This is a genomic window from Psychromonas sp. Urea-02u-13 (genome assembly GCF_002835995.1).
Taxonomy (GTDB): Bacteria; Pseudomonadota; Gammaproteobacteria; order Enterobacterales; family Psychromonadaceae; genus Psychromonas.
On record NZ_PJBZ01000115.1, the window covers coordinates 1 to 12,464 of the forward strand.

The 12,464-nt window shown below is 40.1% G+C and carries 9 protein-coding genes and 8 tRNA genes; 2 read left to right on the top strand and 15 right to left on the bottom strand.

The window, feature by feature from the left end:
• The first annotated feature begins 314 nt into the window (after positions 1–314).
• The gene (locus CXF74_RS19435) at positions 315–1,256 is read left to right on the top strand and encodes a LysR family transcriptional regulator (RefSeq protein ID WP_101084191.1); all 942 of its coding nucleotides are present in this window, start codon (positions 315–317) and stop codon (positions 1,254–1,256) included.
• A 129-nt stretch (positions 1,257–1,385) separates the two neighbouring features.
• Here the strand turns inward: CXF74_RS19435 and CXF74_RS19440 are convergent, their stop codons facing one another.
• Positions 1,386–1,601: a TIGR02450 family Trp-rich protein gene (locus tag CXF74_RS19440; RefSeq protein WP_101084192.1), complete on the bottom strand. Its 216-nt coding sequence runs from the start codon at positions 1,599–1,601 to the stop codon at positions 1,386–1,388.
• A 228-nt stretch (positions 1,602–1,829) separates the two neighbouring features.
• Positions 1,830–2,768 carry a LysR family transcriptional regulator gene (locus CXF74_RS19445; RefSeq protein WP_101084193.1) on the bottom strand — a complete coding sequence of 313 codons (939 nt, stop codon included), beginning with the start codon at positions 2,766–2,768 and terminating at the stop codon, positions 1,830–1,832.
• Positions 2,769–2,925: 157 nt separating this feature from the next.
• Between CXF74_RS19445 and CXF74_RS19450 the strand changes: the two genes are divergently transcribed.
• Positions 2,926–4,026, top strand: a complete 1,101-nt coding sequence (locus CXF74_RS19450) for an alkene reductase (RefSeq protein WP_101084194.1) — start codon at positions 2,926–2,928, stop codon at positions 4,024–4,026.
• A gap of 47 nt (positions 4,027–4,073) precedes the next feature.
• Here CXF74_RS19450 and CXF74_RS19455 read toward each other — a convergent pair whose 3' ends face one another.
• The 13 genes from CXF74_RS19455 to uvrY form a co-directional block, all read right to left on the bottom strand.
• On the bottom strand, positions 4,074–5,018 hold the full coding sequence (locus CXF74_RS19455) for a sensor histidine kinase (protein WP_101084195.1): 945 nt from the start codon (positions 5,016–5,018) through the stop codon (positions 4,074–4,076).
• 71 nt (positions 5,019–5,089) lie between these two features.
• Positions 5,090–6,637 (bottom strand): alpha/beta hydrolase-fold protein, encoded by a 1,548-nt coding sequence (locus tag CXF74_RS19460; protein ID WP_101084196.1) that lies wholly within the window; start codon positions 6,635–6,637, stop codon positions 5,090–5,092.
• An 868-nt stretch (positions 6,638–7,505) separates the two neighbouring features.
• Positions 7,506–7,591: transfer RNA gene (locus CXF74_RS19470), tRNA-Leu, on the bottom strand.
• A gap of 14 nt (positions 7,592–7,605) precedes the next feature.
• Positions 7,606–7,679, bottom strand: a tRNA-Cys gene (locus CXF74_RS19475).
• Between the two features lie 29 nt (positions 7,680–7,708).
• Positions 7,709–7,783 (bottom strand) — tRNA-Gly (locus CXF74_RS19480).
• A gap of 128 nt (positions 7,784–7,911) precedes the next feature.
• A tRNA-Leu gene (locus CXF74_RS19485) sits at positions 7,912–7,997 on the bottom strand.
• A gap of 33 nt (positions 7,998–8,030) precedes the next feature.
• Positions 8,031–8,105 (bottom strand) — tRNA-Gly (locus tag CXF74_RS19490).
• A 154-nt stretch (positions 8,106–8,259) separates the two neighbouring features.
• Positions 8,260–8,345 (bottom strand) — tRNA-Leu (locus CXF74_RS19495).
• Between the two features lie 14 nt (positions 8,346–8,359).
• Positions 8,360–8,433: transfer RNA gene (locus CXF74_RS19500), tRNA-Cys, on the bottom strand.
• Positions 8,434–8,450: 17 nt separating this feature from the next.
• A tRNA-Gly gene (locus CXF74_RS19505) sits at positions 8,451–8,525 on the bottom strand.
• A gap of 177 nt (positions 8,526–8,702) precedes the next feature.
• The gene (pgsA, locus tag CXF74_RS19510) at positions 8,703–9,248 is read right to left on the bottom strand and encodes a CDP-diacylglycerol--glycerol-3-phosphate 3-phosphatidyltransferase (RefSeq protein WP_101084198.1); all 546 of its coding nucleotides are present in this window, start codon (positions 9,246–9,248) and stop codon (positions 8,703–8,705) included.
• A 74-nt stretch (positions 9,249–9,322) separates the two neighbouring features.
• Positions 9,323–11,158, bottom strand: a complete 1,836-nt coding sequence (gene uvrC, locus CXF74_RS19515; protein WP_101084199.1) for an excinuclease ABC subunit UvrC — start codon at positions 11,156–11,158, stop codon at positions 9,323–9,325.
• An 81-nt stretch (positions 11,159–11,239) separates the two neighbouring features.
• Positions 11,240–11,884, bottom strand: coding sequence for a UvrY/SirA/GacA family response regulator transcription factor (gene uvrY, locus CXF74_RS19520; RefSeq protein WP_101084200.1), 645 nt, complete (start codon positions 11,882–11,884; stop codon positions 11,240–11,242).
• Positions 11,885–12,464: the final 580 nt, after the last annotated feature.

A 12,464-nucleotide genomic window follows, 5' to 3' on the forward strand; every position in this document is an offset into this window, starting at 1 on the left:
GAAATTACCTAAGTATCTATTTGAAAAGAGAAATACTGCAGTTATAACCTAAGCATTCAGCCTAATTATATCGTCACTTAGTTTCCATTTATCACGAAATAAAAGCATAACTGATCTGCATTTTCATATTGCTCTAGTAAATTGCTTTCATCATTCATTCCCTTTTTTATATTGATGGTTTGTATGCGTTGTTTGTGAAGTGATTGTGCGCAAAGCATCACATATCGTCTAATTGATAAATAAGATGTTACACATTGATATAATCAATGTGTTTAAATGAAGTTTATATAAAACCAGTTTTCTATGGGAAATCGATGGCGAATATAGACCTAAATCTAATTGTGATTTTTGATGCGATTATGCAAGAGCAATCAATTACCTTAGCCGCTCAGCGTCTATCGCTGACGTTGCCTTCAGTTTCTAATGCGCTGTTACGCATGCGCCATGTGTGGAAAGATCCCCTGTTTATAAAACATGGTCGAGGAATACGACCAACATCTTGCGCTCAAAAATTATGGAAAAATATCGAGCAACCATTACACAAAATGCGTTCTGCAACGGACCTTCAACGCTTTAACATCAAAAAGATTCAACGCACTTTCCGAATCGCATCAACAGATTGGATGGCTGATTTATTTTGGCTACCTCTACGTCAGATAATTGAACAACAAGCCCCCGGTATTAATATTCATGCAGTACCTTACAAGGTTGATGGTGAGCGCTTATTATTAGAAGCGGATGTTGATATGGTATTAGATTATTTTGAAGGGGATAGTGAGTGTATAAATAGCCAATTACTGTTTGATAATCACGTTGTATGCGCAATGCGTGCGCACCACCCTCTTGCGAATACTCCCTTAGACTTAACTAACTTTGCACAAGCAGAGCATTTATTAATGTCATTATCGGGTGAAGCCAAAGGCAGTGTGGATAGTATTTTAAAACAGAAAGGGTTGAATCGACGTATCTCAATGCCGGTGAATAATTGTGATAACTTACCTAAGATACTTGAAAGTACGGATCTAATTACCTGCATTCCATTACCTATTATTTTAAACAGTGTGAAATCAGGAAAACTGATTGTGCGTAAACTCCCTTTTTCAATCCAACCGGGTCCTATTTCGATGTCTTGGCACAGCCGAAATGATCGTGACCCAGCATTATTATGGTTAAGGGAGAAGATACTAGAAATCTTAAACACCACTTTATTACCTAGTCTTGAAAAGTTATCTGAGCACGAGCATTTACCAAGATAACCTCGAAATATAAACAGCAAAGACAGAACACGCTCATTTTTAATGGTTGTCCACTGTAATATTGCTCCAGGTAATATTGAGGCGATGAAATTGGGGCCTCCAATTTTGCTTTTTGTTAAGTCACTTTGCTTACTTCCAACCTTGAATCCACATTTCCTTATCTTTTAGCTCTTTCCAATCTATTAAATATTCATTTTTAGACAAAACAGCTTCAAGCTTGCATGAGGCAACTAAACCATCTTCTTCATATTCAACGTCTGATATTAAAAAATGCTTTTCTCTATTTTTAGGCTTTATTGCAGTCCATTTACTATTGTGTAACTTTCCAGGATTGATTCGATTCATAGTAACTCCATCATTATCTGTTGATTCAACTATTCCATACGAATTCAACAGAGTAAAAGTTCATTAACGGAGTGTGAAGGCGGGTAAGTAACATAAAGCCAGCTAAGTGGAAAAGAATAAGAACATATAATCGCGAAGCGATGGCTAACGGTTCTCTTTCCGTTTAATACACTTGTAGCGCTAAACATTTGTTCGCTAGTTTACTGCTCATCGAGGCGATAACTAAGCCTAATTATCACCGATTTTTCCTGTAGGCGTCGCGTTGAAATTCTCAAACAGAAAGTCTAAAAATAGGCGGATTCGTTTAGGTTGATATTGCTTGCTGATATAAACCACGTTTAAATTGCTGCTTGAGGTATTCATCGCGCTTTTGAAGTTTTTGCTATAGCCGTCGAGTATTGTGACAAGGCGTTGATGGTTAATATCGTCTTGTACATCAAGTACTGATTTAAGGGCAATGCCAACACCTTCTAACGCCCAACCTCTGATAACTTCACCATCATCTGAAAAACGCTTAGGCACGACTGTGACGCTACTTTTATTGCCTTTTGCTTGGAAGTGCCATGTTTTCAATGCTTCATTATTTCGTAACATCGCCAAACAATCATGATTAAGCAAATCGCCAGGTATTAATGGTGTGCCTCGTTTTTGTAAATATTCAGGAGACGCACATAGGACTCTTTGGCTTGCAGATAGACGTCTTGAAATTAAACTGCTGTCGCTTAATTCTCCATAACGTATCACCACATCCATCCCTGATTCTGCAATATTAGAGACTTTATCGTCTAAATAAACATAAGGCACAATATCGGGATATTGCTTACAAAAGTCCGCCACAATAGGCAATATGTATTGCTTGCCAACGTCTTTTGGCGCCACTATTTTTAGTGTGCCCTTTACTGCTTTGACGCCATTTTGCATGAGGCTTTCAACCTCACCGACATTCTCCAAAATATCCAGACAAGCTTGATAATAAAGAGAGCCCGTATCCGTTAATGCAATATGGCGTGTACTTCGATTCAATAACTTTACGCCATAGCGCTCTTCAAGTGCCTGAAGCCTTGCGGTCATAGAAGCAGGCGAAAGCCCTAGGTCGCGCCCTGCAGCCGCTAACCCTTGGTGTTTCACAATGCTTACGAACATGGCCATATCTGAAAATTTATCCATGATGCCTCTTTTGTTAGTTTTTTACATTATTCAGTTTTAACGAATAATGACTTCGAATTTTAGCCAATTATCAAATCAGTACGAATGAATATAATGGCACCATTATCAACAACAGCAAACAAATAGTGAATTTTAAGCGATTAAAAAGGTGTTTATCATGAGTCAATTATTCCAAGCAGCAAAACTAAAAGCATTAGCCTTACAAAACCGCGTTGTGATGGCGCCAATGACACGCGCGCGCACCAGCCAGCCGGGTAATATTCCCAATAAAATGATGGCGACATATTATCAACAGCGTGCCACGGCAGGGTTAATTATTACCGAGGCCACACAAATTTCTGACGACTCTCAGGGTTACTCATTTACGCCCGGCGTCTACACAGACGAACAGGTGAAAGGTTGGCAACAGGTGACTAACATGGCGCATCAACAAGGCGCTGCCATATTTTGCCAGTTGTGGCATGTTGGGCGCGTTTCTCACCCTACTTTTCAACGAGGAGAGTTACCTATCGCGCCTTCTGCATTAGCGCCGATTGAAACAAAGGTTTGGATTTCTGATGATCAAGGTAACGGAAAAATGGTGGATTGCATTGAGCCCCGTGCAATGACACAAGCAGATATCAATCGTGTAGTGAATGACTTTGCTTATGCAGCAAAACGCGCCGTTGAAGCCGGTTTTGATGGCGTTGAAATTCATGCGGGTAATGGTTACCTGATCGACCAATTTCTACGTACTAATTCCAATAAACGCTGCGATAGTTATGGTGGCACACGTGAAAACCGACTTCGTTTTTTACTTGAGGTGGTTGATGCGGTGATTAAACAAATTGGCGCTGATAAAGTGGGTGTACGTCTTGCGCCTTTCATCACTTTTAAAGATATGGATTGTCCGGATATTGTACCCACCATATTGGAAGCCTCAAAAGAACTGCAAGCACGTGACATTGCTTATATGCATTTATCTGAAGCAGATTGGGATGATGCGCCAGTGATACCCGATGATTTTCGTATTAGCTTACGTGAAATTTTTACTAACACGATTATTGTCGCAGGTAGCTATACACAACAACGCGCAGATGACGTGCTCAACAAAGGTTATGCAGACCTTATCGCCTTTGGTCGCCCTTTTGTATCAAACCCCGATTTGGTCTCTCGTTTAAAAGAGAAAATAGAACTGGCTGACTTAGACGGAGCAACACTTTTTGGGGGTAACGAAGTCGGTTACACGGATTACCCAAACTATGTTCAAGCGAGCTAAAGCAGCGTTAATATCCCTCTGCGAATTAATTTTCAAAGAGGGATAGCTTAGTTGGTTGGCAACGAGATGGTTGCAACCGCACCGCTTGAAGTGACGTTATTCTCAAGTGATAACTGCCCTCCGTGGGCTTCGATGATTTGGCGACTGACTAATAAACCAATACCACTGCCCTGCTTTTTAGTGGAATACAGCGGCACAAATAGATTGGCCATATTAGCGATACCCTTGCCGTTATCAGTAATTTTCACTATTAATGATCGTTGTTCCATACCAGTACCAATACAAATATCGACGATGACCTTACCTGTTTCAGGTTCACAGGCTTCCAACGCATTCTTCAATAAGTTAATTAATACTTGCTCTAATAACGCCGGATCAACAGCAATTTCATCGTGTTCGTCATGGCTAATTTGAATACGTTTATCATTGAGCAATGAAACACAACACTCGACCAATTTTTCTAGTCTCACTAATCGCACTTTAGGGGTGGGTAAGTGGGTAAATTGGCGGTAGCTTTTAATAAAGGACTCTAAGCTTTTTGCGCGCTGATGAATCAATTGCAAGCCTTCAGACAAGTCTTCATCGTCTTTAACACATGACTGCATCGATTGACTCAGTGAGGCGATAGGCGTCAAACTGTTATTGATTTCGTGGCTTAAAACCCGTAATAAATTCTTCCAGGATTTAAGCTCTTCCATGCGTAATAAGTGACTCACATCGGTAATAAAATAGAGCTGATAGGTTGCGCCTTTGTCGATGAATTTCTCTTGAAAACACTGCCAACGCCCCTTTGCGTTGGGAAATTTAAAACTAATTGGCCCATCTAATGGTTGCTCGAAAAGTTGATGTAACCCTAAGGTATAAGTGGATTGGCCGACTAAGGTTTGTGGGTCTAAAAACAGGGTTTGTGCTTTGTTATTGGCCAGTGTTATCCAGCCAAGTTCATCTGCAGCAATAATAACGATGCCCAATGCACAATCTAATACGCTCATGTTTAACCTTTTTTATAGGTGGCGACTCAATGTAAGTACATTTTATTTTCACTTCAAGCTTTAATCAACAATTACTTTATGGGTACATAGATGCTAATTTCTACGCTTTCATCTTCATAAGTAAAGTTTTCACCTGATAGCTCGAAGTTATACTCCCCCGCCTGCTGATAACCCGAAGCTGGTAGCCACTGCTGATAAATAGCACTAAAGAAGTTAGAATACTCGTTATTAATAGGCCCCTTATAAGTAAAAACAGCATACTTATTAGTGGGTACCCTTTTAGTTTCATTGAGCTCCTCTGGTAGTGAAACCCCCTTGTTCTTTTCACAGCCTACAAAATAATGAAAGTTACCCGATGCATCATTAGCCCAATCGGAAAACCCTAAATAAGCATTGTTTTTACACTGCTTTTGTCTATCAATGTTTAAGCTGAATAATTGATTCCACTGTGCCATAAATTGAGCATTACCCGCACGGCCATAATTTTTTGACGCTGTGATTTCAAACTCAGGTAAAGTGACGATAGTCGGCTTTAATGATGATGTTAAATCTAATTGTGATAGTGAATCTGGTAGTGTCGTTGGCAATGTATCGGTAAAATACATTGAGAAAAATTGAAAGATCTCATGCTCAGCAAGTAGCCCCAATTTATCCGAGTGGCCTCCTAGATATTCACTGTATGCGGCTTCTATACCTGCTTTTTTTAACTGCTTAGAAAACAAGCGCAGTTCCGTTTTTAAATAGTCACCAGTACCCACGTCAAACTTAATGGCAGGAGCATCTTTTTTAAACGCATCAAGGTGATCTTCAAGTAAACGATCTAAGGAATTATCTTTAAAAAGCTCAACCTGTGTTTGACTGAAAGGAAGTTGAACATAAAGCGGTGCAGTCTCATTTGGGGCGAAACTCAACGCTAACGAATAGTTATAACTATCAGTCCATGTCCAATAATCTTTGTTCTTTTGAATGTTAATACTCGCTTCAGATAGCACATCTTCACGGCTCATATAATCACGACCACTTGAATCACCAAGTGCAGCGCTTAATGCATAGATTGCCCCAAACATTTTGGGGTGTTTCATCGCTAAACTAAAGGCGCCATAACCGCCCATTGATCCACCTGCTAAACCACGTTTTTCAACATCTGTTCTGTAGTGCTCATCAATATAAGGAATGGCATCTTTAATAATGTAATCTTCCCAATTACCTCCCGAGGCTGAGTTGCTATACCAACCGCCTAACGCAAATTTGTTATAACTATTAGGCACCACGACAATCATCTCGCTTATCTGTTGCTCGTTGTATAGCTTTTGTAGCGCCACTTCGATATTAGGTTCCCCTTCTACCGCTGAGAACCAGCCCTCAGCCTTTGCGCCTAATCCATGCAACAGGTAAACAACCGGATACGTCTTATTCGGCTCACTGTGGTACGAGGGAGGCAAAACAACAATCAATTCACGCTCAGTATTAATAGGGATGACATTGCCCTCTAAAGAGGCACTGTGCATGATGACTTTATCAACGCTGAGGGCGTCGTCTTTTTGTGTACTAGCACAGCCAGTGGTAATAATGGCGCTTACTAGCAAACCGCTCGCTATTAGGTACTTTGTTAGTTTCATTTTTTATCCTTAATAAATAATACAGTTCATAAGGAGTTGAGCAACAACCAAGCCAAAACATAACTGACTGATTTTGTTTATGTTTATTTTTATTTTAATACGAAACTCTTATTAATCATTTCATCCGATTATTGAGACATAAGCTCCCAATAATGGGATTTGGATTCAAGAGGTTATAAATAATGAAGGGGTAATTAAATGGGGGTAATGGCGTTATCCGAAAAACTAGAGATGCGCAGATTTGTGGATTTTATTACAGACGAAAAAAAACCAGCTAGAAGCTGGTTTCTTTAATATGGCGCTCGGAGCGAGACTTTAATTCACACGCTATTAATGCACTGGTTTTTGAATTTTATTACAGGCATAAAAAAACCAGCTAGAAGCTGGTTTCTTTAATATGGTGCCCGGAGCGAGACTTGAACTCGCACGCCATTAATGGGTGCACTGTTTTTTTGCATTTTGTGCTGCTTTATTTAAGACGAAAAAAAACCAGCTAGAAGCTGGTTTCTTTAATATGGCGCCCGGAACAAGACTTGAACTCGCACGCCATTAATGGATGCACGGATTTTTGCATTTTATGCGTGTTTTATTACAGGCATAAAAAAACCAGCTAAAAAGCTGGTTTCTTTAATATGGTGCCCGGAGCGAGACTTTAACTCACACGCCATTAATGGTGCACAGATCTTTGTATTTTGTGCGTGCTTTATTTTGGGCAAAAAAAAAGGCCTCGTATAAATACGAGGCCTTTCTAAAATCATGCCGAAGCGATACAGGAACTCACACGCTATAAATGATGCACTGATTTGTGCATCAAAAATTATTTTGTTACAGGCATAAAAAAACCAGCTAGAAGCTGGTTTCTTTAATATGGTGCCCGGAGCGAGACTTGAACTCGCACGCACAGAATGCACAAGATTTTAAATCTTGGGTGTCTACCGATTCCACCATCCGGGCAAAACTTTTAAATTTGGAGGCGGAACCCGGAGTCGAACCGAGATAGATGGATTTGCAATCCACTGCATGGCCACTCTGCCATTCCGCCAAATTTTATTTTTAATAACTTCATTTAAATGGAGCGGCACAAGAGATTCGAACTCTTGACCCCAACCTTGGCAAGGTTATGCTCTACCACTGAGCTAGTGCCGCGCTTCATCTAAACTTATCAAGAGTAGAACTCTCGACTCCAGCAATTCTTGGAAGGTTTAACTTCACAAACGGTGCTAGTACCGTATTTAACATTTAAAAACCACATATTAATACGAAGCTTTTAAAAATGGTGCCCGGAGCGAGACTTGAACTCGCACGCACAGAATGCACAAGATTTTAAATCTTGGGTGTCTACCGATTCCACCATCCGGGCAAAACTTTTTAAACTAATAATTCTTTGATTAAATGGAGCGGCACAAGAGATTCGAACTCTTGACCCCAACCTTGGCAAGGTTATGCTCTACCACTGAGCTAGTGCCGCGCTTCATTTAAACTATTATCAAGAGGTGAACTCTTGATCCCAGCAACTTTATTAAGGTTTCCCTTACACAAGTAAACTGTGTCTTACATTCGAAATTATAAATTTCAAACTTAAGAAAAAAAAAGCCTCGTATAAATACGAGGCTTTTCTAAAATGGTGCCCGGAGCGAGACTTGAACTCGCACGCACAGAATGCACAAGATTTTAAATCTTGGGTGTCTACCGATTCCACCATCCGGGCAAAACTTTAAAAATTGGAGGCGGAACCCGGAGTCGAACCGAGATAGATGGATTTGCAATCCACTGCATGGCCACTCTGCCATTCCGCCAAATTTTTTATATTAAATGGAGCGGCACAAGAGATTCGAACTCTTGACCCCAACCTTGGCAAGGTTATGCTCTACCACTGAGCTAGTGCCGCGCTTCATTTAATATCCATCTAGAAGGAACAGTAACTGTTCCCTTTCGATAGGGCGCATTCTAGAGATTTTCTGAATTGAGTCAACACCCATTGTTACTTTTTTTGCTAATTATCAACTGTTCGCTGATTTTTCACACTAAACGTTTGTTTATTCGACTTCTAGCTAACCTCAGCGGACTACTGACTACTCAGTGCCGGCCATGCTGCTTTTAAGTAAACAACCATCGACCATAGCGTTAATACTGTTGCGATAAACATGAACGCGAAACCAGCCCACTCCATCATTGGCGAGTATTGCCAAATAAGTAAAAATAGCGCCATCATCTGTGAAAATGTTTTTATTTTACCGATACGAGAAACCGCAACACTTGCGCGCTGACCTATTTCAGCCATCCATTCACGCAATGCTGAAATAATAATTTCACGGCAAATCATAATCATCGCAGGGATAGTGACCCAGATAATCGCGTAATGTTCAACAATCATCACCAGTGAAACCGCCACCATGATTTTATCGGCAACCGGATCTAAAAACGCACCAAAAGGCGTTGATTGATTCAATTTACGCGCAAGGTAACCGTCTAGAATATCGGTGATGCCTGCCAACCAAAAAATAAACGCAGCGACCGGAGCCGACCATGCTACTGGCAGGTAATAAACAATTACAAAAATAGGTATTAAAAAAATACGAAAACTTGTCAAAATATTGGGTATGTTATTCATTAAAAAATCCTTGCTGTCGAAGTGCTATTTTTGCATTTTATTGTTTGTTAATGCAAATACTTCCCTGTTATTTATTACTGTAAATTCAAGGCTTCATGAATATTTTCAGCCAATGCGAGACTTATGCCGTTAATTTTTGCTAACTCATCAATACTGGCAGCTTTCACGCCCTGCAAGCCACCAAAGTGATTTAACAGTAGCTGACGTCTTTTAGCGCCTACTCCGGCGATGTCTTCTAAGGTGCTGGTACGACGTTTTTTATCACGCTGTCCGCGATGCCCTGTTATTGCAAAACGATGCGATTCATCGCGAATTTGTTGAATAAGGTGTAACGCAGGAGAGTCACTTTTAATATCGAGTATTTCATGGCTATCCGCTAATATCAGCTTTTCGAGCCCTGCTTTCCTTCCCTCACCTTTTGCAATGCCAATCAATAGCGGGTATTTTTCAGTAAAGTTTTCAGCCAATGAACTAATGATCATTTCAGCTTGGTTAAGTTGCCCTAAACCACCATCGATAAAAATAATATCGGGGATATTTTCGATACTCTGTTTTTCTCTAAAACGGCGTGCTAATACCTGCCCCATAGCCGCGTAATCATCTCCAGGGGTAATGCCGGTGATATTAAAACGGCGATAGGCTGATTTTTTAGCGCCCTCTCTGTCAAATACCACACAGGAAGCCACGGTTTTTTCACCCATCATGTGTGAGATATCGTAACATTCCATGCGTTTGATCGGCTCGATAAGATCTAACTTATCTTCAAGCAACTGGTAACGTTGTTGCACGTTATTTTTCTGACTGAGATGTGTTTGTAATGCAACCAATGCATTACGTTTAGCGAGTTTGACAAATTTGGCGCGTTCGCCACGCATCTCAACTTTTAACGTGGTTTTATAACCACAATATTCACTAAACAATTCAGTAAAAGTGAAACGCTCTGAAAAGTCATCGCTGAGTAAGATCTCTTTAGGGATCGCACGACCATTTTGCCCCGATAAATAAAACTGACTCAAAAACGCCGTTAATATTTCATCGAAGTTAGAGTTTTTTGGCACTTTAGGGAAATAATTACGACTGCCTAAAATTCGCCCCTGACGGACAAAAAGTAGATGGAAGCTTGCGATGCCATGTTCATAAACAAAACCCAGCACATCCAACTGCTCGATATCACCACTCACCCACTGTTGTTCTTGCACCCTTTTTAAGGATTGGATTTGATCGCGTCTTAACGCTGCTTTCTCAAACTCAAGGGTTTCGCTAGCCGTTTCCATTTCATCGATCAACACATCGATAACACGCTGACTTTTACCGAGTAAAAACTCCGAAGCCAGCTCAACTTGATGTGCATACTCAGTTTCTGGCATGGCCTTAACACAAGGCCCTAAACAGCGCTTCAGCTGATATTGCAAACAAGGGCGAGAACGATTGGCGTAATAGCTATCTTCACACTGGCGAATAGGAAATAGTTTTTGCATTAAATGCAAACTTTCGCGCACTGCACCGCCACTTGGGTAAGGGCCAAAATAAGTGCCCTTACGTTTACGATTCTGAGTACGTACTAGCGTCAGTTGCGGGTGTTTGTGATCGCTGATAAAAAGATAAGGGTAAGACTTATCATCACGCAATAATACGTTGTACTTAGGCATGTATTGCTTGATGAAATTATGCTCTAAGATCAACGCTTCTGTTTCCGTATGGGTAACAGTCACTTCAATATTGACGATATGACTCACTAGTGCGAGTGTCTTAGGGTGCTTTTGAGTGAGGCTGAAATAACTACTGAGGCGTTTTTTAAGATTTTTTGCTTTGCCCACATAAATAATAACGTTTTTGTTATCAAACATGCGGTATACACCGGGATCCGTGGTGACGGTTTTTAAGAACTGCTCTGCAGGAAAATCACTCATACAAAAACGGCACCCCAAGGTGCCATTTTAAGATAAGCCACTCGTTCAAGAGTGACTTTATACAAGCCTTTGTAGCGCTTATTAAAGAGTGTCTGCATCTAACATGCCGTAACGGATTGCTAAGTGTGTTAACTCTACATCACCGTTAACACCCAATTTATCAAATAAACGGTAACGGTAACTGTTAATTGTTTTTGGGCTCAAACTTAGTTGCTCTGAAATATCAACAACACGCTGGCCTTTAGTGATCATCATCATGATCTGTAATTCACGTTCTGATAACACACTAAATGGGTCATCTGACGTTGGCGATATTTGTGAAAGTGCCATTTGTTGTGCAATTTCAGGCGCTAAATAACGTTGCCCTGAATTCACAGCACGAATCGCAGCTAATACTTCATCGGGCGCTGCGGCTTTACTTAAATAACCAGCGGCACCGGCTTGCATTACTTTTGAAGGAAAAGGATTTTCAGTATGCATAGTCAGCATAATAATCTTAATATCTTCATTAATACGCAAAATTCGATGCATTGCGTCTACACCACCAATACCCGGCATATTGATATCCATCAATACCACATCAGGATGGTTGTTACGGCACCACTTAACGGCTTCTTCACCACTATCAGCCTCACCAATAACTTTCATGCCTCGTACATCATCAATGATACGGCTTATTCCTGTACGTACTAATTCATGGTCGTCGACCAGCAGGATATTTATCAAAACTTTTCTCCGCATTGCTTGTAGCAAAATAGTAGCAAAATAATTTTAAGGCTCGAATAATAACTAAAAAGTGGCCTTTTAAAAGTCAAAAAACATCACGTCATGCGTTAGTTAACACTTATCAAATAACAATTATAAGAGTGTTAATGCATCAACGGCGCAAATGTAACATAAAATGTAAAAATAAATAACAAAAAGAAAACTGCGATAACTATAAGTCATTGTATAAATAAGGAATTAAAATAATACAGCGCTGTAAAGTATCAAAGTTTTATTAATAGAAATCGGCTTAAATGCGTTTTACTTATAAAACAGGGTAAATAACTAACAGCAATGCCTTCCCAATTTCATCATTTTTAGCAGAAAACACCAAACACTTACCTTAACCTCTATGCTCACCTTAAAAAGTATAACTCGATTAACCTGTTTCAATATCAAAAATTAAAGATAGCCGTTTGCTTAACAAAATAGAGAGTAAAAAATAGTATAGAAATATAGCCAAGGTGATTGAACCATCAGGGGGGAGAGTGATGAGTGATGAGTGATGAGTGATACGAGCAGGATAGATTGTTAATGTACT